Origin of the sequence: Paraburkholderia sp. MM5384-R2 (genome assembly GCF_014201025.1) — a bacterium.
GTDB classification, from domain to species: domain Bacteria; phylum Pseudomonadota; class Gammaproteobacteria; order Burkholderiales; family Burkholderiaceae; genus Paraburkholderia; species Paraburkholderia tuberum.
This window is the reverse complement of the sequence record NZ_JACHDI010000005.1, coordinates 305,120-326,013: the sequence shown is the minus strand read 5'-3', so window position 1 is coordinate 326,013 and position 20,894 is coordinate 305,120. Positions and strand designations below refer to the sequence as shown.

Sequence of the window (20,894 nt, the reverse complement as noted above, 5' to 3'; positions counted from 1 at the left end):
TGACCGGCAGGAGAAGTTAATGAAAGTAATTGTGAGCCACCATATCGACTGCAGTGACCGCGATGAAAATGGAATGTATGAATATTATTACGAGTACGATATCTATGAATTTGTCGAGGGAAATGTCAGTTATATAGTCAGGGCCTATATGGACGAACCAGGCGACGCACACTTCTTAAAGATGAAAGGAGACGGCGACCAGGATTGGCGAATAATGATGGAGCCAGACAAAGATGAGCCTCTGTTTAAAGAGGTCGTCGAACATCTAAAAAATATCGGGAAACCCAATATACGGTGCTTTATGGGGCGCACCGGTTATGTTGATCTTTAGGAAACGGCCTGACTGATGAAGTTCTCTCCAGGCGAGTAATATCCTTGTCGCCACGCGTCAGTGGTTTGGATGAAGACGCCTGCCCGACGCGTCGCTGACGCTTATGTGACAATACGCATCGCGTCCCATTTTCAGGGACACCGGTACGCTCATTTCCCAATGCCTGCAGCCAGCCGGCTCCGCACGCATTCCCGCGCCGATGCCGCTGTCCGTCGATCACCCGTGAATCAATCCGTTTCCGCTTCGTCGCTGTCGTCATCGCCATCCTTCATCGGACTACGCAGCGGCTTGCGCATGCCTTACGTCGAGGCCGGCGACGGCGACTTGCTGCTGTTCGTGCACGGCTCGTTGTGCGACTACCGCTACTGGCAGCCGCAACTGTCCGGTCTGTCGAAGCGCTATCGCTGCGTCGCGGTCAGTCTCACGCATTACTGGCCAGTGACCGATAGCGCGCGGGCGGACCTGCCGTTCAGCTGGGGCAGCCACGTCGATGAAGTGGCGGAGTTCATCGCGCGTTTCGGCGCGGGGCCCGCGCATGTGGTCGGGCATTCGCGCGGCGGCTGCGTCGCCTATCATTTCGCGCGACGCCATCCCGAACACGTGCGCACGCTGACGCTTGCCGATCCGGGCGGCCCGCTGCAGATCGCCGGACGTCCACCCGTGAGCTTGCCGGAGACGGTCAACGCCTTGCGCGCGAAAGCGGCTCGGTTGATCGAAAGCGGCGAGGTCGGAGCAGGCTTGCAACTGTTCGTCGATTCGGTGAGCCGCCCCGGCTTCTGGGCAATGAGCACCCCGGGTTTTCGCCGCATGGCGACGGACAACGCGCACACGCTCGCGCGGCAATTCCGCGATCCGCTGCCCGCCTACATGCCCGAGGACGCGGCCGATCTGCGCTGCCCGGTCCTGCTGATCGACGGCGAGAAGAGTCCCGACATGTTCCACCGCACGGTGACGGCGTTGCAGGGATGGTTGCCCGATGCGCGCCGCGAAACGATACGCGGTGCGTCGCATGGCATGAACCTCGCGCATCCATCCGCGTTCAATCGTTACGTGGATGATTTCATTCAGGCGATGAGCGCGCGCTGAGCAAGTGAAGCGAAGATCAAGGGCGATCGGCCGGCGCGCGCCGCCGATCGCCCGTTACTGCATCAGGCCTTGCGATGCGCGTCCTTGTCGAGCGCGCGTTCGGCCGCCTCGCCGACGAGCCCGTGATAGTACAGATGTACGCCGATCGCGAGCGAGTCGTTGCGGATTTCGTGGAACACCTTCCACGCCTTCACCGGATCCTTGAACAACAGATAGTGCGCTTCCTGCGCGATCAGATCCGCGACTTCATGCAGGCCGTGTCCATGCAGCACGTCGACGAGCGTGTCGAGACTGCGATGCGTGCGCGCGTCGGTGCGCGGATAGAGCATGTGCAGCACCGCGACGTCCTGCGTCTTCAGCGCCGCCGACAACGCGACGACGATATCCTGATGATTCAGCGCGGTGACCGTGTGGTCTTCGGTATGGACGTGATCCGGAAACAGCGTTTCGAGAGAGACATTCATTTGTATTCGTCCTGCTTTTCTGTTTGATCAAAAAAACCCGCTTCGAATCGCGGGCTGCAAGCATCAAGGCACGGATTAAGTATCGCAGATGGATCCAGCCCGACGCAGTGTGCTGGCAGCAAAACATTGTTGCGGCTGGTGTTCCGGCTTTCGCGCAACTTTCATCGGCATCACGATGCACCCGCCGCGTGCCGACAACGAATGTTGCGCCCAAGGAGATGGACTGTTGCGATCAATCGACGCAATCAACGACACGCCGACCCGTAGAATGCGCAGCGGAGCCTGAGCATGCCCGTCTTCGGGAGCGCCGATGTCGCGCCTCGCCATACGACTGCGATGCATGCCGGCGCGAGTGCGGTATCAAGCAAAAGGAAGACGTACATGAACTCGAAGTCACACGCAACGCTGAGCTTTTCCGACAGCGACCAGACCATCGATCTGCCGATCTATCAGGGCTCGTTGGGCCCCGACGTCATCGACATCCGCAAGCTGTACGGCCAGACCGGAAAATTCACGTACGATCCTGGCTTCATGTCGACGGCGGCGTGCAACTCCGAAATCACATATATCGACGGCGACAAGGGCGAACTGCTCTACCGCGGCTACCCGATCGACAACCTCGCGCAGAACGCCGACTTCCTCGAAACCTGCTACCTGCTGCTGAAGGGCGAACTGCCGAACGCCCAGCAGAAAGCCGAGTTCGAGAACACCGTCACGCAGCACACGATGGTGCACGAGCAGATGCACTTCTTTTTCCGCGGCTTCCGTCGCGACGCGCACCCGATGGCGATTCTGGTTGCCGCGGTCGGCGCGCTGTCGGCGTTCTATCACGACTCGCTCGACATCACGAACCAGCAGCATCGCGACGTATCGGCGATCCGCATGATCGCGAAGCTGCCCACGCTGGTCGCGATGGCGTACAAGTACAGCGTCGGTCAACCATTCGTGTATCCGAAGAACGACCTGTCGTACAGCGCGAACTTCATGCGCATGATGTTCTCGAATCCGGCCGAGGAGTACGAGGTCAACGACGTGCTGGTGCGCGCGCTCGACCGCATTCTGATCCTGCACGCGGACCACGAGCAGAACGCGTCGACGTCGACCGTGCGGCTCGCCGGTTCGTCGGGGGCGAATCCGTTCGCGTGTATCGCGGCCGGTATCGCGTGTCTGTGGGGCCCGGCGCACGGCGGCGCGAACGAAGCCGCGCTGACCATGCTGGAAGAGATCGGCTCGGTCGACAACATTCCCGACTTCATCGCGAAGGTGAAGGACAAGAACTCGGGCGTGAAGCTGATGGGCTTCGGCCACCGCGTGTACAAGAACTACGATCCGCGCGCGAAGCTGATGCGCGAAACCTGCCACGAAGTGCTCGAAGAGCTGGGCCTGCACGACGACCCGCTGTTCAAGCTCGCGATGGCGCTGGAAAAGATCGCGCTCGAAGACGAATATTTCGTGTCGCGCAAGCTGTACCCGAACGTCGACTTCTACTCGGGTATCGTGCAGCGTGCGCTGGGCATTCCGACGTCGATGTTCACCTGCATCTTCGCGATGGCTCGCACGGTTGGCTGGATCGCGCAGTGGAACGAAATGATCGCCGATCCCGAGCAGAAGATTGGCCGTCCGCGTCAGCTGTTCATCGGCGAGACGCTGCGCGCGGCGAAGCCGGTCGCGAAGCGGTAACAGGCCGGATAGACGCCCGACAACGCGTTCAACGACGGTCGCCAACCCACGGCTCACGAGGCCGTGGGTTTTTTTACGTTCCGCGCATCCTGCCGCCTGCACGTCCCGTGCCACCGAAAACGCCGTCAAAAAACGGCCCAAAAAGCCGAAACTCCGAGGCGATAAGCTCGTCTCACGCGGAGAGAGCCTCTACAATCGGATGGGCCGGCCAACCGGGGGCCGGCCAACCGGGGCCCGGGTGACGGGGCAACCGGGCAATCCGGCGGCCGATCCGAGGCGAGACCCGAAGTGCAACCAAACGCAGCAGCGAATCCATAGGAGCGACCTTGATACAGCAGCCAGAAGCCCTCGGCGGGCTGACCCACCCGGGCGGCGTCGATCATCGCGAGCCCGAGCAGGACGGCGTTTTCATCCCGACGGAAAACCTTAACGTCGCGAGCGCTACGCAGCACGTGCTCAAGTCGGGCGACACCTTCATCGTCAACGATCCGCTCGGCGATATCACCGGCCACGACGACGGCCTGTTCGTCAACGATACGCGCGTGATGTCGCAACTGCGCCTGACCTTCGGCGGCCGCGCGCCGTCGCTGCTGTCGGGCAGCGTCAGCAGCGACAACACCAGTTTCACCGCGCATCTGACCAACCGCCCGCTGCCGCCGCTCGGCGGTGACAGCACGCCCGAAGGCGTGATCCACGTCGAGCGTGTGCGCGTGCTGTCGGGCACCGTGCTCAACGAGGCGATCGAGCTCACGAACTACGGCACGCGCGATGCGACCGTGCCGCTGTCGATTTCGTTTTCCAGCGATTTCCGCGACATGTTCGAAGTGCGCGGCCTGAAGCGCGACAAACAGGGTCGCGTGCAGCCCGCGCGCATCGAGAATCAGGAGGTGCTGCTCGGCTACATCGGTCTGGACGACGTGGCGCGCAACGTGCGGATCGCGTTCTCGCCGCAGCCGGACAAGCTGTTCGCCGACCGCGCCGACTACACCGTCAAGCTGCCCGCGCAGGCATGCGTGTCGATCTATCTGTCGATAGCGGTGCATGTCGTGCCGATGACCGGCAAGCCCGGCGCCGACGTGTCGCAGCCGATGCATGCGCTGAGCGAAGCGCATCTCTCGCAGATCGATGCGGAGCGCCCGCGCGTCGGCCGCACGGCGGTACGCGCGGCAATGGTGGATGCGCACTTGGTGATGCGCGAGCGACGCAACGCGAGCGCGCGCGTGCGTTCGAGCAATCCGCTGTTCAACGCGTGGATCGACCGCTCGTTCGCCGACCTCGGCCTGCTGACGACGGATCTCGCGACCGGCCCGTACCCGTACGCGGGCATCCCATGGTTTTCGACCCCGTTCGGCCGCGACGCGGTGATCACGTCGCTGCAGACGCTGTGGCTGCAACCGCATCTCGCAGCCGGCGTGCTGCGCTTTCTCGCCGAGCATCAGGCGCGCGAGAACTCGCCGTTTCGCGACGCCGCGCCGGGCAAGATCATGCACGAGATGCGCAAGGGCGAAATGGCCGCGGCCGGCGAAGTGCCGTTCGCGCTGTACTACGGCGGTGTCGACACCACGCCGCTGTTCATCGTGCTGGCCGGCGCCTACGCGGCCCGCACCGGCGACGTCGGCTTGATCGACGAACTATGGCCGGCGCTCGAACGCGCGGCGCAGTGGGTCGCGGGCGTGTGCGACAAAAACCGGCACGGGCTGCTCGATTACCAGCGCGAATCGGATGGCGGCCTCGCGAACCAGGGCTGGAAAGACAGTCACGATTCGGTGTTCCATGCGGATGGGCGCTTCCCTGACGGCCCGATCGCGCTCGTCGAAGTGCAGGCCTATGCGAGCGCCGCGTTCGACACGATGGCTCACTACGCGAAGCTGCGCGGCCTGCGCGACGCGGCCGCGCAATACGCGGAGCGCGCGAAGAAGATCCGCCGCTGCGTCGAAGAAAAGTACTGGATGGACGAGGTCGGCTTTTACGGCATCGCGCTCGACGGTCATGGCGAGTTGTGTCGCGTGATGGCATCGAACGCGGGGCATCTGCTGGCGTTCGGCCTGCCCACGCGCGAGCGCGGCGAGGCGGTGGTGCGGGCGCTCGACTCGACGCTGTTCCACACCGGCTGGGGCGTGCGCACGCTGGCCGCGAGCCAGGCGCGCTTCAATCCGATGGCATATCACAACGGCTCGGTCTGGCCGCACGACAACGCGCTGTGCGCGCGCGGGCTGTCACGCTATGGCGGCAAGGCGTCGGCCGTGAAGCTGCTGCAGGCGCTGTTCCAGGCCGCGGTCAATTTCGACATGCGCTTGCCCGAGCTGTTTTGCGGCTTCCCGCGACGCCGCGGCGAGCCGCCCACGGCCTATCCGGTCGCGTGTTTGCCGCAGGCATGGGCGGCGGGCTCGCCGTTCATGATGCTCGAGGCGTGTCTGGGCATCACGATCGACGCCGAGCGCCGCGAAGTGCTGATCGAACAGCCGATGCTGCCCGAAGGTATCGACTGGCTCGAGGTCAGCGATCTGCGGGTCGGGGATGCGTCGGTGTCGATCACGTTCCGCCGGATCGGCGAGAAGGTGGTGGCGTCGGCGGAGCAGGGCGATGTGAGGGTGGTGGCGCTGCTTTGAGGCCGACCACGGTAGCGGGCATCGATGTTGGCGGCGACCGGAAGGGAAACCATCTGGTCGTCCTGCGCGGCACCGAGATCGTGAGCCATCTCGGCAGCGCGACCCCCGAACAGATGCTGGAACGGTGTCGCGCACTCGAGGTGGCGGCGGTCGGCATCGATGCGCCGTGTCGTTGGCGAACAGGCGCCGCGGGACGACTGGCCGAGAAGGCGCTCGCACGGCAGCGAATCTTTTCGTTTGCGACACCGGCTCGCGAAACGGCGATCGCCAGCAAAAGCGGCTTCTACGGATGGATGTTCAACGGCGAGCGCGTCTACGACGCATTCGGCGCGCACTTTCCGCTTTTCAGCGGCGGCGAAAAAATCAATGGCCGCGTGTGCTTCGAGACATTCCCCCACGCGATCACGTGCGCTTTCCTCGGGACGGACGTCGCATCCGCGAAGCAAAAAGGTCCGCAGCGCCGGGCAATCCTCGAACGGGAAGGTATCGCAACAGCGTCGCTGACTTCGATCGACGACGTCGACGCGGCGCTATGCGCGTTGGCGGCACGTTATCTGCTGGAAGGCAGAGTCGATACATACGGTGACGAGCCAGGCGGATTCATCGTGGTGCCTGGACTTTGACACTCACATTCTGGGAGGACGGGTGCACCTGGCACGACGATTCGGAGTATTGCTGCTATCCATGGCGGCGTTGGGTTCGACCGCGGCATCGGCGAACGACATTCAGTGTGCAACCTCGCAGCAACCCGCTGAGCGCGTCATTTGCGATCACGCGATCCTGAACAACGAGTACGACGAGATCTTCGCGCAGCAACAGGCTTTTCTGAGCAGCGGGAAACTCTCGTCCGCGCAACTGGCGAAGTGGCGGCAGGCGCGAAACGCCTGTATCGATGTGCACTGCGTGGATGGGGTGTTCGCGCAGTGGAAGGCGATGGCCCGGTCCGTCGACGTCGCCCCTCAGGCGGCCGCGCCTCAACCGGCCGCCCCTGTCGTGACGGCCCCGGAAACGGCGATGGCACCTGTCGGTCCCAATCCCGAAGCGCCTCCAGCCGTATCCGCGTCTGATGCATCTCAGGTGTCCCAGGCCTCGCCGACATCGGAGGCTTCTCTGGTGCGTCAAGGGAGTGCCGCCGGTGTGGCGCTTCCGCAGCCCGTCGCGACGGAGGCTTCCGCGCCCGTGGCTGCCTCGGCGGCGCCCAGCCAGAGCGAATCTCGTGGCGTGACCGGCATGAGCGACATCAGTGGCGGCCTGATCGTGGTTCTGCTCGTCGCGCTCGGAGCCGGTGTATTCTTCGCGCTTCGGAACCGAAGCAGGGCGACCGCAAAGAAGACGCAAGGTAAGAACGGGCGATGAAGTGATGCCAACGCGCTGGCCTCGCGCACGAAGCCGCGCTTTGACCTACTGGTCGGGCCGCGCGATTCGCCAAACAAGCAACGCGGAATGCCTGTCACGGCGTTCCGCGCTAAAAGCGACTGCAAGGAACCGATTATCGGACGAGGAAACCGTAAGTCAGCGGGTCACGCTCGTCCACGATCCAGGTTGCGAAACCGCAAACGTATGCGTTGCCCTGGACCTCGGGGACGACGGCCTTGAAGTCGCCGACGGTCGTCTCACTGAGTACACGCCCCTTGAAGACCGTGCCGATGATGGACTCATTGACGAGCGTCTCGTTGCTCGCCAGTTCGCCGCGCAGATAGAGTTGCGCGACGCGTCCGCCCGTCCCTGAGCCGGTGGGCGAACGGTCCACTTCACGGTCGGCGAACACGCAACAGTTGGCTTGCGTCGAGCCTTCGTGCCGTGGTGCGTTCGCAATGATGGTCCCGTAGATGTGGTTGATCTCCGGGATATCGGGATGCTCAACCGGGTACGCGTCGTTTGCAGCTTTTTTGACCTCGGCGCCAAACTTGATCAGTTCCTCGACAGAAGACTCCCGGACTGCGAGACCGTGCGGCGCACCGTCCGTATAGAAGTAGAAGGCACCACCGAAGGCGATGTCACCCTTTACCGTGCCAAACGACGGCGTCTCGACCGTGACATCCCGTTTCCAGATGAACGACGGAACGTTGACGAAGCGTACGTTGCCGGCGTGTTCACCATCCCATTGCACGAACGCCTCGATGAAGCCACATGGAGCGTCGATGCCGATTCGCGTCTCGGGAATCCGGCGCTGAACCCAGCCCAACTCGACCGCCGCGGTAGACAGCGCGATAACGCCGTGTCCGCAGTGGTCGCTATAACCCTCGTTGTGGACGAAGATGATTCCGAAGTCTGCCGTGGGACTAACGGGTTCGGTCAGGTATCCGCCGTACATGTCAGCATGACCACGCGGTTCGAACATCAGCGCGGTACGAATTTCGTCGGCGTTCTCCTTGAGCCACGCTCGACGCTTGACGATGGTGTCGCCGGGAAGACGAGGAAGCCCGCTCGTCACGATACGGAACGCTTCGCCGCCGGTATGGACCTCGACTGTCGAAATAGTGCGAGTGATTTTCATGTGTGCTGGGGGTTATTCGATTGAACGTCACTGCCCGTAGGGCACCGGAAGGCCGTTTCTGATCACGTAGACGGTCGTGGGTGCGCCCTTCAGATCGCCGTTTTCATCGAAAGAGTAGGTGCCTGCCACGCCCTTATAGTTGGTTTTTGCCAACTGGGCGGTGAGCTTTGCCTTGTCGGTCGTGGTTCCCGCTTTGACCATCGCATCGGCCAGCAGTTTTACGCCGTCGTAGTAGCTGACCGCATAAACCTGCGTGTCGGCGTTGAACGCGGCCTTGTATTTCTGCAGAAACTCACGGCCGGCTGGGGTCTTGTCGAGCGCGATGCCGCCCTGGGCGCAATACACGATGGAGGCCGCGTCACCGGCAACCCTGCCCATGTCGGCCGAGCAAATGCCATCACCGCCAAGCAGCTTGGCTCGCAGTCCGCGTGCGCGCATCTGCCTGGCCATCGGCGCGCCTTGAGCAGCGTATCCGCCGAAGAAGACGACATCCGGATTTTTGGCCTTGATGCTGGTGAGAATGCCGAGGAAGTCAGTCGCCGACGAGTTCGTGAACTGTTGGTCCACGATTTGGATTCCATTTGCCTTTGCCTCTTTGACGAACTGCTCGGCCACACCTTGCCCATATGCCGTGCGGTCGTCGATCACCGCGGCGGTCTTGGCCTTCAATGTTTTGGCCGCAAACTGACCCATCGTTCCGCCTAGCTGCTCGTCACTCGCGCCGATACGGAAGATGTTTTTGAAGCCTTGCTTCGTCAGCGCCGGATTGGAGGCAACCGGCAGCATCGGTACCCCGCCGGTGTTATAGACGCGCGATGCCGGAATAGCCACACCTGAGTTGTACGGGCCGAGGACAGCAATCACGCCGCTGTCGACGAGTTTCTGCGCGACCTGAACGCCAACCTTCGGATCTGCCTGGTCGTCCTCGGAGTCCAGTTTGAAAGTTACCTTCTGGCCAGCGACCGTGACACCGCTCCTGTTGAGTTCATCGATAGCAAGGCGGGCGCCGTTCTCGTTGTCCTTTCCGTTCGGCGCCTGGGGGCCCGTAAGCGGAGCCGAGTGACCGAGGGTGACCACCGATTGAGCATTGGCGGATGCGGTGATGCCGGCGGCTGTTAAGACAGCCATTGTTAGGACGAGGTGGCGCATATAGTCTCCAGGTATTGGACCCGTGTTTGACCAGATTAGCTCCGCTTCGGCATGGGTTCAACCTTTGAGCACGCCATCCGACAGGAGGAGCCGTGAAACTGACCGATTTCGATACACTGACATTTGACTGCTACGGCACCTTGATCGACTGGGAGAGTGGCATCCTTGAAGGCCTGAGGCCTCTGCTGGAGCGAGCCAGGACGCCGCTCACGCGTGACGAGGTTCTCGAAGCGCACGCTCGCCACGAGTCGTCGCAGCAGAACTTCACCCCTGCGAAGCGCTATCAGGAACTGCTTCCCATCGTATATAAGCGCATGGCCGAAGAGTGGGGCCTGCCCTATACACACGAGGAATGCGTGGCGTACGGCCAGTCGATCAGAAACTGGCCGGCATTCGCCGACTCCGCGGTCGCGCTGCAATATCTGAAGAAGCACTACAAGCTGGTCATCCTGTCGAACATCGACAACGAAAGTTTCACCTTCAGCAACGCCAGCCTGCAGGTTGAGTTCGACGCCGTCATCACAGCGGAGGACGTCGGGTCCTACAAGCCGTCGCCGCGCAACTTCGAGTACATGCTTCAGAAGCTCGATCAGCGCGGCATCAAGAAGGAAAAAATCCTTCACACGGCAGAAAGCCTCTTCCATGACCACAAGCCCGCAAACGAGTTCGGCCTGGCGTCGTGCTGGATTTACCGCCGTCATTCGCAGCCGGGCTTTGGCGCGACGATGAACCCGGGCTCGCAGCCTGACATCGACTTCCGCTTCGACAGCATGGCGGACTTCGTCGACGCGCATCGGGAAGCGCTGGTGAACCGAGCATCTTCGCGCCGTTGAAACGCGCCTGCCCGGTGGTAACATTTGTTGTCATCTCTCACCTCGGCGCAGACCCACCTCACCATGCCAGACAGCTTCGATCAGCTCGTCGCCCTGATTCGGGCGCGCTTTCCCGAACTGAGCCCGCAGTTCCAGATGGGAGCGGGCTTCCTGCTCGATCATCCCGACGAGGTCGCGGTGTCGTCGATGCGCAAGGTGGCCGAGCGCGCGCAGGTGCAGCCCGCGTCGCTGGTGCGGCTGTCGCAGCAACTGGGGTTTCCCGGCTGGAACGAATTGCGCGATCTGTTCGTTGCGCGCGTGCGCACGCGGCCCGAGCCGTTGACGAGCCGGGCGCGCTCGATGGTCAAATCGAAAGATGCGCTCGCGAACGATCTTCTCGTCGCGCAGCAGCACAATCTCGAAACGACCGCCGCGCATAACGGCCGCGTGATCGTCGAGGCCGCGCGCGTGTTGCGGCGTGCGTCGCACGTGCACGTGGCGGGCTTCCGCTCGTGTTACGCGGTGGCGTTCGGTCTCGTCTATGGCTACCGGCTGTTTCGTCCGTCGGTGTCGCTGCTCAACGGCGAGGCCGGCACGCTCGAAATGCAACTGCGCACGATCGAGCGCGACAGCGCGACCATCGTCATCAGCTTCGCGCCGTATTCGGTCGAAGCCGCGCGCGTCGCCGAGGCCGCGCTCGAAAAAGGCAGCAAACTGATCGCCATCACCGACAGCGCCGTGTCGCCGATCGCGTTGAACGCCGACAAGGTACTGATCTTCTCGCACGAAAGCCCGTCGTTCTTTCCGTCGCTGGTGGCCGCCACAGCGATCGCCGAAGCGCTGGTCGCGCATTTGCTCGCGCTCGAAGGCACGGATGCGCTCGAGCAGCTTGCGCTCGCCGAACAATCGTTGCATGCGAAGGGCGCGTACGTGCCTTGAGCGATTGCGTGAGGCACGCCGCGCTCCGCTCGATGTCGTTCAACGGCATTTGACAACAAATGTTGTATTGGCGTATAAATACGTACCGATTGTTGAATATGGTGCGACCCGTGGCGTCGATGCAGGAATTCAGTGTTTTTCAGGTCAGCGGCGAGCCGTACGACATCGGCTACCGGCTCGGCGAAATCGCCTCGCCGCGGCCGGCCCGCTACAACCGGCGGCCTTGCTCGACGTACTGCACGATCGCGCCCCGTCGGGCTTGCCGATCTATCGCGACGATCCTCACGATCCCGACGACGAAAACACCCTCGCCACCGCGCTGTTCGAAATCGGCAACGCTGGTGTGTCGATGAAAGCGTATCGCCAGAGGCAATGCGCGTTCGACACTTTCGTCGCGTGCGCGACGCCCGAACCGGCCCGCGTTTCAGCGCCCGCCGCCCTTACCAGGAACTGAACATCATGTCCACCGTTTTTCATCGATCTCCGAAGCAATCCTTGCCGGTGGCCGTCGCGGGCGACGGCATCGAAATCATCGACTCCACGGGCAAGCGTTATATCGACGCGTCGGGCGGCGCAGCCGTGTCGTGCCTCGGTCACAGCAACCAGCGCGTGATCGACGCGATCAAGCGGCAAGCCCAACGGTTGCCGTACGCGCACACGTCGTTCTTCACGACGGAGCCGGCCGAGCAACTGGCCGACCGGCTCGTCGCGAGCGCGCCGGCCGGACTCGAGCACGTGTACTTCGTGTCGGGTGGCTCGGAGGCGATCGAGGCGGCGCTCAAGCTCGCACGTCAGTATTTCGTCGAGAAGGGCGAGACGCAGCGGCGCCATTTCATCGCGCGTCGGCAGAGCTATCACGGCAACACCCTCGGCGCACTCGCGATCGGCGGCAATGCATGGCGCCGCGAGCCGTTCCTGCCGATCCTCATCGAAGCGCATCACGTGAGCCCGTGCTACGCATATCGCGAGCAGCGCGCGGACGAAACCGAAGAAGCGTTCGCTCAGCGTCTCGCCGATGAACTCGAGCAGAAGATTCTCGCGCTCGGTGCGGACACGGTCGCGGCGTTCGTCGCGGAAACGGTGGTCGGCGCCACGGCGGGCGCGGTGCCGCCGGTGCGCGAATACTTCCGCAAGATCCGCGCGGTGTGCGACCGCTACGGCGTGCTGCTGATTCTCGACGAGATCATGTCGGGCATGGGCCGCACCGGCTATCTGTACGCGTGCGACGAAGACGGGGTGGCGCCCGATATGCTGACGATCGCCAAGGGCCTTGGCGCGGGTTATCAGGCGATCGGCGCGACGCTGGTCAGCGACCGCATCTATCAGACCATCGTCGGCGGCTCCGGCTTCTTCCAGCATGGCCATACCTATATCGGCCATGCGACCGCGTGCGCGGCCGCGCTCGAAGTGCAGCGCGTGATCGCGGAAGACGATCTGCTGGCGAACGTGCAGGCGCGTGGCGAGCAGTTGCGCGGCCGGCTGCGCGAGCACTATGCGCAACATGCGCATATCGGCGACGTGCGCGGGCGCGGCTTGTTCGTCGGCGTCGAACTCGTCAAGGACCGCGTTACCAAAGAGCCGTTCGACGCCAAACTGAAACTGCACGCGACGATCAAACACGAAGCGTTCGCGCGCGGCCTGATGGTGTATCCGATGGGCGGGACCGTCGACGGCAAGAGCGGCGACCACGTGCTGCTCGCACCGCCGTTCATCTGCACGGAGCGCGACATCGACGAGATCGTCAGCCGCCTCAGCGATGCGATCGGCGCGTCGCTCGCCGCCCGCTGAGATTCGACCCACCGCCTTTTGCGAGAACGATGATGACCGAGCGCTTGCCTCACTTCGACATGTCCACTGCCACGCCCGAACAGAAGGCGGTGCTCGACGAAATCCTGTCCGGCCCGCGCGGCAACCTGAATGGGCCGTTCCTCGGCTGGATTCACAGCCCCGAACTCGCGCAGCACGCGCAACGCCTCGGCGCGTTTTGCCGCTACCAGACCGGGCTGCCGCTGCGGCTGTCGGAACTCGCGATTCTGGTGACCGCTTCGCGCTGGCAGGCCCAGGCGGAGTGGTACATCCACTATCCGATCGCGCTGCAGGCGGGCGTCGGCGAAGCGGACGCCGAGGCGATCCGCCTGGGGCGCCGCCCCGAGTTCGCCGATGCCGACGACGCGCTGATCTACGACTTCGCGAGCGAACTGTACGAGACGAAGCGCGTCACGGCTGCGACGTATGCGCAGGCGGTCGGGCGTTTCGGGCATCAGGTCGTGATCAACCTGGTCGGCCTGCTCGGCTACTACGCGCTGGTCGCGATGACGCTGAACGTGTTCGACATGCGCGCAGTGGGGCAGCAAAGCCTGCCGTTTCCCGAATAGCGCTTTTGCCAACGAGCGGCTGAGCAGCGGCGCCGCGCGCGCCAACGAAAAGCCCCGGTTGCCGAACTTCGCAACCGGGGCTTTTTACTGCGCGCTGCATTAACGACTTGCGCGCTCAGTTATCACGATCAGTTACCGCGCTCAGTTACCGCGATACGTCGAAAAGAGACGTTGCTGCACCGTCGCCGGCGCGCCCGCGTCCGACGAACTGGCCTTCGCGCCGCCGACGTCTTGCGAACCTTGCGCCGAAGCGGTGACGATCGTCGAGTCCTGGGGCACGGCCTTCGGATAGGTGGTGTCGTTCTGGTTCAGGAGGCCTGCTTTTTGCGCGGCTACGAGTTCGGCGCGCACCTGAGCCCGCGTGACCGGACCGTTTGCCTGCTGGGCGAACGCCAGTGCCGGAACGATAAGAGCGGATGCGACGACGACTGCGGAAAGAAGCGATTTCATGACGACCTCCAATTGATTGTGTGGTGGATCGGTGTGAACCGCGTTCCCCGATCCGTTGAACGCAGTCTATTTCTTACGAGGTCCGCAAAAAAGCGGCTTTCTGGCGAAATATTGTTGCCAGTTTTGAGATAGTGAAAAAGGCGCTTTTCCGCGCCGGGACGCGGAAGCGCCTATGATGAAATCCGGTCCACGCCCGCGCCTGCAAGCCGCGCGGCACCTGCGACCGATGCCCAGGCGCGGACACATCCGGGCGGACCGCCGCGGCGGGCATCATCTTTGGTCGAGCAGCGTGCGCGGCAAGGCACAAACAGGAGAGAGCAATGAAGCGCAAGGCATCGGCAGTCTGGCAAGGCGGCCTGCAGAACGGCAAGGGCTCGATTTCCACCGACAGCGGCGTCCTGAAGGACACCCAGTACTCGTTCGCGACGCGCTTCGCGGACGGCATCGGCACGAATCCGGAAGAACTGATCGCGGCTGCGCATGCGGGATGTTTCTCGATGGCGTTGTCGGCGGAGCTGGGCAAGGCCAACATCACGCCGGAGCGCATCGGCACCACGGCCACCGTCACGCTCGACAAGGACGGCGGCGGCTTCGCGATCACCGCGGTGCATCTCGACGTGACCGTGAAGATTCCGGGCGGAGACAAGGCCGCGTTCGACAAAGCCACCGCGGACGCGAAGGCCGGGTGCCCAGTGTCGAAGGTGCTGAATGCGACGATTACGATGGATGCGAAGCTCGAGACCTGAGCCCCGCTGTCACTGTGAGCGCGCAACGAAGCCGGCGACGGGCCGTGTCCGCCGCCGGTTTTTTGATGCCGGTTGTCGAATGAACGGATGACCCCGACGCGAGTAGGCCTACGGGATGCCATCCTTGATTTATTGAACGGCCAGTCATAATATCAACAGACCGACGCAACCAGGCAACAAGGCCATCGCAATTGAGTCATTCAAAGCAAGCCGCGAAAAAAGCCGGTGAAACGTGTCAGCGCGGCCGTCCGCGCGAGTTCGACACGGCCACCGTGCTGGCGAACGCGAGCCAGGTGTTCTGGGATCACGGCTACCACGCGACGTCGATCGACGATCTGTGCAAGGCCACCGGTCTGCTGCGCGGCAGCCTGTACGGCGTGTTCGGCGACAAGCACGGCATCATGCTCGCCGCGCTGGATCATTACTCGGAAGGCGCGGTCGCGCGGCTTGCGCAGCGACTGAGCGCGACGGCCGAGCCGGAGCAGGCGCTGCGCGACGCGCTGCTGCACTACGCGAGGGTGTCCTGCGCATTGAGCGGCCGGCGCAGCTGTTTCATTACGAATACGACGCTCGAAATGCAGCCCGATGACGAAGTGCTGCGCGCGCGCGTCGCCGCGATTCAGCGCCGCATGGCGACTTTGCTCGCGGCGGCGGTGATCCGCGGTCAGGCGAGCGGCGCATTCGATTCGACGCTCGACGAAACAGCCGTCGGCGATTTCCTGCTATGCGTGATGCAGGGCTTGCGGGTCATGGGGCGGGTCGCGCATCAGCAAGATGCGCTGATCGGTATCGTCGATGTGGCGATGCGCGCGCTGGCGTAACCCCTCGGCCGCGAGCAGTGGCGCAAAAATTTTTTAACCAATTTTTGAACGATCGGTCATGAAACCTGAGGCAATCAAGTCCGCTCCGGCGGCATTCGGTGGATCCGCCAACTGCGCGGCGAGCGCAGCCGTGACCGGTCCCGGCCCGGCGACGGCCGGCATGGCTGTGGCCGCCAAAGCGTCGGCGCCCGGCTTTCAGCGCCAGGCGCTCGCGCTCGCCGTGCTGTTCGTCGGCGCCTTTCTCGCGCCGCTCGATTACTTCATCGTCAATCTGGCGCTGCCGTCGATTCACACGGGCCTCAACGCGAGCGACGCGCAACTGCAGCTCGTCGTGTCGGCTTATGCGTCCGCCTACGCGGTGCTGCTGATCACGGGGGGCCGGCTTGGCGATCTGTTCGGCCGCCGTCGCATGTTCATGACGGGCATGGCGGCTTTCGTGATCGCGTCGGCGTTGTGCGGCTTCGCGACGAGCGGCCACATGCTCGTGATCTCGCGCATCGTGCAAGGCATCGCGGCCGCGGTGATGGCGCCGCAAGTGCTCGCGACGATTCGTGCGGTCGTGCCGTTGCATCAGCAGACGCGCGTGATGAGTCTGTATGGCTTCGTGTTCGGCTTGTCGTCGATCGTCGGGCAACTCGGCGGCGGCGCGCTGATCACGTATCACCCGTTCGGGCTCGACTGGCGCGTGATCTTCCTGATCAACATCCCGATCGGCATCGCGGCGTTCATCGGCACATGGAAGTTCGTGCCGGAGAACCAGCCGGCCACGCATACCGGCGTCGATCTGAAGGGCGTCGCGCTGCTGTCGGCGGTGCTGCTGCTCGTCATCTATCCGATGACGCATGGCCGTGAAGCGGGTTGGCCCGCGTGGACCTTCGCCATGTTCGCACTCGCGGTGCCGGTGTTCGCGCTGTTCGTCGCGACCGAGCGGCGCGTCGAGCGCGCTGGCGGGCATCCGCTCGTCGATCTGCAACTGTTTCGCAATCGCGCGTTCGCGCTCGGTCTCGTGCTGGCTTTCCTGTTCTATTGCAATAGCGCGTTCTTCCTGACCTACGGGATCTTTCTGCAAACCGGCCTGCACTGGACGCCGCTCGCGTCGGGCATCGCGATCATGCCGTTCGCGCTCGGCTTCGTGATCGGGCCGTTGACGTCGCCGGCCGTGGTCAAGCGCATCGGCGCCCATGTGCTGACGCTCGGTTTCTCGATGATGGCGCTGGGCTTCACGGTGACCGGCTGGTCCGCGACCCAATCCGCGACGCCCGATCTGCTGTTCTACTGCGGGCTAGTGTGCGCGGGCGTCGGACATGGTCTGCTGTTGCCGTCGATCATGCGCATCGTGCTGCAGGAGGTGGTGCCCGAGAAGGCCGGGCTTGCATCGGGTGTGGTCTCGTCGACGTTGCAGATCGGCTCCGCGTTCGGCACCGCGGCGATCAGCGGCGCGTTCTTCGGGGCGCTCGGCGGCAGTTCGGCACCCGCCTCTTATGCGCACGCGTTCCAACTGAGCCTCGCTATCAATGCCGTGCTGATGTTCGTGTGTATCGGCCTTAGCGTACTGCTGGTACGTCATCAGCAAGGCGTGCGGCGCTCGGTGGCCCCGGCAGTCTGAAATTAATCCGCTGGTAATCGTTTTCATTTGTTAGCTTGCTGAAAAAAATCGTTCAGTTTGAACGAAGCGGTATAACGAACTGCATCGTATTTACCGGCGATCTACTCGTTCACAGGTAATTCTGATTTAGATCAAACTGGCTCATTCCGATTAACGGCTCGACGACATCGCGTCAGCTTCTTCTAATCAGACGAAACCCACCTCGCATTTTCTACCGGCCTGCAAACGGCCTGCAGTAAGTGTTGCGTTTGTGCGGTAGCGCACATAGGGTTAGCCGCAATGTGTCGCGATGATGTTTTCGTAATGCCGGGAACTTTAGCCAGCGAGCATGGACTCCGGGTCTGGTGAAAACGGTATCAATAAAAAAGCGCTTGCCGCGTTTAAATTCGATTGTTAATCTGTCTTAACTTTAGAGTGCACGTTCAACAGGTCGGAGTCGATAAAGCCGGGCTCAAGTTAATAAACGCTCAAGATAGGGGGACCCAATATGCTGACCGCTACCATTGACGCATTCCAGACAACATCCGCCGCCGCCTTCAATGTGGGCGACGTCGTCAAGTTAAAAGAAGGGGGCCCGCGCATGACCGTGACGTACGCAGGTCCGGTCGCGCTGAATCCCGGCGACTGGGTGATCTGCGAGTGGTTCGACGAACACGGCGAACTGCGCCACGAAAGCTTTGCGGCGCAAGCCGTGCGGGCGGAGCCGCGCTCCATTCCGGCGGGCTCGGTACAGTGGAGTCGCATCGGGCGCGCGGCCTGAGTGACGCCCCTGAGTGACGCCCCTGGGTGACGCCCGTGCAAGTCAATCAATCGGTTTCCTGTTGTTCGTTTGCTGCTCGTCTTGCTCGAGCCGCCCGAATCGTTTCAGCGCTCGGGCCGGTCGCGCGCGGCCTGGCGTCGCCGCACGCGCAGCGTCAGCGCCGACGAAAACGCGCGCAAGGTCGACACCTTGCGTGTCTCCACGACGTCCCGCGCGAGGCTCTCCGCCGGATTCGGCTGTAGCGCCCAATACAGCGCGAGCACCCAGCCGAGCACGGTCCAGCCGAGGCAGGCATTGAAGAGCGCGAGCGTCAGCACGTCGCGGCGCTTGCGCCGGTCCGCGATGATCGCCGGCAGAAAATACAAGGCCAGCGCGAACGCCGCGCCGATGGCCTGAACGGCCACGTTGCCACCCATACAAGCTCCTGATGCGCGATGCATGTAGCGATTGTCGCGCGAATGGCGGCCGCGCGCCTCGCACCTGCGCGTTCCAGTCTCCACCCCAATCACCGCAAGGGGTAGACGAACCATCCCAACGCCCGTATAATCTTTTGCACTCCAACCGCGAAATCGTAGCTAAATAGGCTTCGTTAGAAGGGGTTGGGTGCAAATAGCGGCACATTGCATCCATTCCAGCACCGGTGAAAACCCGGTCTCCCAGGGGCCCCAAACCCCGCCGGACAAGCGACCCAGCGCCGCTGTCCACATCATCATCGATGGATCTGGCGCCAGTTTTGTTTTTTGTTAACTGGCAAGCCACCGAGGGCACGAGCAACTCATCGCCGAGACCCTCGCGTCGGGCAACAACACACGCCCGGCACCACTCGGTTCAACTCGCGGCACTTGCCGCGTCCCGAACTTCCCATTCGCAGCGTCGTCACGCACGCCTGTGCGGCGTGGCTATTTCCGCGCGTCGCCCGAACAAGGAGGCGCATCTTCATGATTCATCGTCCTGCCAGACTGATCGGCAGTCTTGTAGCCATCGGCATGGTCGTCGCGTTGCTGTGGCGCGCGATCGACCCCGGCGCACTGCATCAGTACGCGCCCGATCTCGTCTACTACACGAAACGACACCTGCTGCTCGTCGGCTACTCGATGGCGCTCGCGCTGCTGGTCGGCATACCCGCCGGCATCTTGCTGAGCCGCCCGTCGTTCGCGCGTCACGCCGAACGCTTCATGCAGATCTTCAACATCGGCAACACGATCCCGTCGTTGGCGGTGCTTGCGATTGCGCTCGGCATCTTCGGCATCGGCGACATTCCGGCGCTCGTCGCGCTGTTCCTCGCGTCGTTGCTGCCGATCACCCGCAACGCGTACGAAGGCATGAAAAACGTTTCGCCCGCGCTGCGCGAGGCGGCGCGCGGCATCGGCATGACAGGCTGGCAGTCGTTGCTGCGCGTCGAGTTGCCCAACGCGATGCCGATCATCATCGGCGGTGTGCGCACCGCGCTTGCGATCAACGTGGGCAGCGCGCCGCTCGCGTATCTGATCGGCGCGGACAGTCTCGGCACGCTGATCTTCCCCGGCATCTACCTGAACAATCAGCAGCAGCTTCTGCTCGGCGCCGCGGCCACCGCGATTCTCGCGCTGGTGCTGGACGGCATCGTTTCGGCCGGCAGCCGCTACCTGCTCGCACGACGCGGGGTGACGGCATGATGAATCTGTTCAAACGCAGCGGCTGGCGACCCAGCCGCTGGATCGTAGCCGGCGCGCTGCTCTTCACGAGTCTTCACGCGAGCGCGGCGACGCTCGTGCTCGGTGGAAAAAATTTCACTGAGCAGTACGTGCTGACCGAGATCACGTCGCAGTACCTGCGCTCGAAGGGCTACACGATCGACGCGCGCACCGGGCTCGGCAGCACGCTGCTGCGCAGTGCGCAGGAGAACGGCCAGGTTGACGCGGTGTGGGAATACACCGGCACCGCCGCGATCGTCTACAACAAGATCACCGAGAAGCTCGATCCGAAGACGATGTACGAACGCGTGAAAGCGCTTGACGCGCAACGCGGCCTCGTCTGGCTCGATGCATCGCCGCTGAACAACACGTACGCGCTCGGCTTGCCGCAGCAGGTGGCGCAGCAAACCGGCATCCGCACGATTTCGCAGCTTGCCGCGAAGCTCGCGGCGGAGCCGAACAGGAAGCACGTGTTCGCGATGGATGCGGAGTTCGCCAATCGTCCGGACGGTTTGAAGCCGCTCGAAGCCGCTTACGGCATGGAGTTCAGCCGCGCGGAAACGCGTCAGATGGACCCGGGGCTCGTCTACACCGCGTTGCATAACAACCAGGTGCCGATCGGTCTGATCTACACGACGGACGGCCGCGTGAAGGGCTTCAACATCATGCCGCTCGAAGACGACCGTCACTACTTCCCCGCGTACAACGCCACGCCGGTGGTGCGCAAGGCGACGCTCGACCAGAACCCGCAACTCGCGACGCAGTTGAACGCACTATCCGCCGCGCTGAACAACGACATCATGCTGGAGATGAACAAGCAGGTCGACATCGACGGCAAGTCGGTGCGTGAAGTCGCGGCGGAATTTCTGCGCACGCACAAGCTGCCCTGAGCGGAG

At 63.1% G+C, this 20,894-nt stretch carries 22 protein-coding genes; 17 read left to right on the top strand and 5 right to left on the bottom strand.

The features are described from left to right. The first annotated feature begins 19 nt into the window (after positions 1 to 19). Together HDG37_RS11925 and HDG37_RS11920 are read left to right on the top strand one after the other, a co-directional pair. Positions 20 to 331 (top strand): hypothetical protein, encoded by a 312-nt coding sequence (locus tag HDG37_RS11925; RefSeq protein WP_184031263.1) that lies wholly within the window; start codon positions 20 to 22, stop codon positions 329 to 331. 222 nt (positions 332 to 553) lie between these two features. Beyond that, positions 554 to 1,417 carry an alpha/beta fold hydrolase gene (locus HDG37_RS11920; protein ID WP_184047318.1) on the top strand — a complete coding sequence of 288 codons (864 nt, stop codon included), beginning with the start codon at positions 554 to 556 and terminating at the stop codon, positions 1,415 to 1,417. Positions 1,418 to 1,479: 62 nt separating this feature from the next. Here HDG37_RS11920 and HDG37_RS11915 read toward each other — a convergent pair whose 3' ends face one another. Next, positions 1,480 to 1,881 carry a hypothetical protein gene (locus HDG37_RS11915; protein WP_184031255.1) on the bottom strand — a complete coding sequence of 134 codons (402 nt, stop codon included), beginning with the start codon at positions 1,879 to 1,881 and terminating at the stop codon, positions 1,480 to 1,482. A gap of 381 nt (positions 1,882 to 2,262) precedes the next feature. Here HDG37_RS11915 and gltA point away from each other — a divergent pair, with 381 nt between their 5' ends. From gltA to HDG37_RS11895, 4 genes are all read left to right on the top strand, one after another. Continuing rightward, positions 2,263 to 3,561, top strand: coding sequence for a citrate synthase (gltA, locus tag HDG37_RS11910; protein ID WP_184047315.1), 1,299 nt, complete (start codon positions 2,263 to 2,265; stop codon positions 3,559 to 3,561). A 329-nt stretch (positions 3,562 to 3,890) separates the two neighbouring features. Further along, positions 3,891 to 6,170: an amylo-alpha-1,6-glucosidase gene (locus HDG37_RS11905; protein ID WP_184047431.1), complete on the top strand. Its 2,280-nt coding sequence runs from the start codon at positions 3,891 to 3,893 to the stop codon at positions 6,168 to 6,170. Then, on the top strand, positions 6,167 to 6,793 hold the full coding sequence (locus HDG37_RS11900; RefSeq protein WP_184047312.1) for a DUF429 domain-containing protein: 627 nt from the start codon (positions 6,167 to 6,169) through the stop codon (positions 6,791 to 6,793). Before HDG37_RS11905 ends, HDG37_RS11900 begins: the two co-directional genes overlap by 4 nt. A gap of 49 nt (positions 6,794 to 6,842) precedes the next feature. Continuing rightward, the gene (locus HDG37_RS11895) at positions 6,843 to 7,526 is read left to right on the top strand and encodes a hypothetical protein (protein WP_409260076.1); all 684 of its coding nucleotides are present in this window, start codon (positions 6,843 to 6,845) and stop codon (positions 7,524 to 7,526) included. A 133-nt stretch (positions 7,527 to 7,659) separates the two neighbouring features. On the opposite strand, the gene lhpH is transcribed toward HDG37_RS11895, so the two are convergent. Both lhpH and HDG37_RS11885 read right to left on the bottom strand, forming a co-directional pair. Then, complete coding sequence (lhpH, locus tag HDG37_RS11890; RefSeq protein ID WP_184047309.1) at positions 7,660 to 8,667, bottom strand: trans-3-hydroxy-L-proline dehydratase; 1,008 nt, start codon at positions 8,665 to 8,667, stop codon at positions 7,660 to 7,662. Positions 8,668 to 8,694: 27 nt separating this feature from the next. Then, on the bottom strand, positions 8,695 to 9,816 hold the full coding sequence (locus HDG37_RS11885; RefSeq protein WP_184047306.1) for a branched-chain amino acid ABC transporter substrate-binding protein: 1,122 nt from the start codon (positions 9,814 to 9,816) through the stop codon (positions 8,695 to 8,697). Positions 9,817 to 9,908: 92 nt separating this feature from the next. Between HDG37_RS11885 and HDG37_RS11880 the strand changes: the two genes are divergently transcribed. From HDG37_RS11880 to HDG37_RS11860, 5 genes are all read left to right on the top strand, one after another. Continuing rightward, entirely contained in the window at positions 9,909 to 10,649 is a 741-nt protein-coding gene (locus tag HDG37_RS11880; protein ID WP_184047303.1) for a haloacid dehalogenase type II, read from the top strand. Between the two features lie 63 nt (positions 10,650 to 10,712). Beyond that, the gene (locus HDG37_RS11875; RefSeq protein WP_184047425.1) at positions 10,713 to 11,567 is read left to right on the top strand and encodes a MurR/RpiR family transcriptional regulator; all 855 of its coding nucleotides are present in this window, start codon (positions 10,713 to 10,715) and stop codon (positions 11,565 to 11,567) included. 4 nt (positions 11,568 to 11,571) lie between these two features. Then, entirely contained in the window at positions 11,572 to 12,021 is a 450-nt protein-coding gene (locus tag HDG37_RS40305; RefSeq protein WP_409260072.1) for a hypothetical protein, read from the top strand. 5 nt (positions 12,022 to 12,026) lie between these two features. Then, positions 12,027 to 13,355 (top strand): aspartate aminotransferase family protein, encoded by a 1,329-nt coding sequence (locus HDG37_RS11865; RefSeq protein WP_184047301.1) that lies wholly within the window; start codon positions 12,027 to 12,029, stop codon positions 13,353 to 13,355. A 32-nt stretch (positions 13,356 to 13,387) separates the two neighbouring features. Then, on the top strand, positions 13,388 to 13,942 hold the full coding sequence (locus HDG37_RS11860; RefSeq protein ID WP_184047423.1) for a carboxymuconolactone decarboxylase family protein: 555 nt from the start codon (positions 13,388 to 13,390) through the stop codon (positions 13,940 to 13,942). A 141-nt stretch (positions 13,943 to 14,083) separates the two neighbouring features. On the opposite strand, the gene HDG37_RS11855 is transcribed toward HDG37_RS11860, so the two are convergent. Then, positions 14,084 to 14,392 (bottom strand): DUF4148 domain-containing protein, encoded by a 309-nt coding sequence (locus HDG37_RS11855; protein WP_184047298.1) that lies wholly within the window; start codon positions 14,390 to 14,392, stop codon positions 14,084 to 14,086. A gap of 320 nt (positions 14,393 to 14,712) precedes the next feature. Here HDG37_RS11855 and HDG37_RS11850 point away from each other — a divergent pair, with 320 nt between their 5' ends. From HDG37_RS11850 to HDG37_RS11835, 4 genes are all read left to right on the top strand, one after another. After that, positions 14,713 to 15,138 (top strand): OsmC family protein, encoded by a 426-nt coding sequence (locus HDG37_RS11850; RefSeq protein WP_184039692.1) that lies wholly within the window; start codon positions 14,713 to 14,715, stop codon positions 15,136 to 15,138. A gap of 191 nt (positions 15,139 to 15,329) precedes the next feature. Further along, positions 15,330 to 15,959, top strand: coding sequence for a TetR/AcrR family transcriptional regulator (locus tag HDG37_RS11845; protein ID WP_184047295.1), 630 nt, complete (start codon positions 15,330 to 15,332; stop codon positions 15,957 to 15,959). 58 nt (positions 15,960 to 16,017) lie between these two features. Further along, a complete protein-coding gene (locus HDG37_RS11840) occupies positions 16,018 to 17,565 on the top strand; it encodes an MFS transporter (protein WP_184047292.1) in 1,548 nt (515 codons plus the stop codon). Between the two features lie 487 nt (positions 17,566 to 18,052). Beyond that, positions 18,053 to 18,325 carry a YodC family protein gene (locus HDG37_RS11835; protein WP_090809708.1) on the top strand — a complete coding sequence of 91 codons (273 nt, stop codon included), beginning with the start codon at positions 18,053 to 18,055 and terminating at the stop codon, positions 18,323 to 18,325. Between the two features lie 104 nt (positions 18,326 to 18,429). Here the strand turns inward: HDG37_RS11835 and HDG37_RS11830 are convergent, their stop codons facing one another. Beyond that, positions 18,430 to 18,741: a superinfection immunity protein gene (locus tag HDG37_RS11830; protein ID WP_184047290.1), complete on the bottom strand. Its 312-nt coding sequence runs from the start codon at positions 18,739 to 18,741 to the stop codon at positions 18,430 to 18,432. A 522-nt stretch (positions 18,742 to 19,263) separates the two neighbouring features. On the opposite strand from HDG37_RS11830, the gene HDG37_RS11825 reads away from it, so the two are divergent. Together HDG37_RS11825 and HDG37_RS11820 are read left to right on the top strand one after the other, a co-directional pair. Further along, a complete protein-coding gene (locus tag HDG37_RS11825; protein WP_184047287.1) occupies positions 19,264 to 19,980 on the top strand; it encodes an ABC transporter permease in 717 nt (238 codons plus the stop codon). Continuing rightward, positions 19,977 to 20,888, top strand: coding sequence for a glycine betaine ABC transporter substrate-binding protein (locus HDG37_RS11820; protein ID WP_184047284.1), 912 nt, complete (start codon positions 19,977 to 19,979; stop codon positions 20,886 to 20,888). The genes HDG37_RS11825 and HDG37_RS11820 overlap by 4 nt, the downstream gene beginning before the upstream one ends. Positions 20,889 to 20,894: the final 6 nt, after the last annotated feature.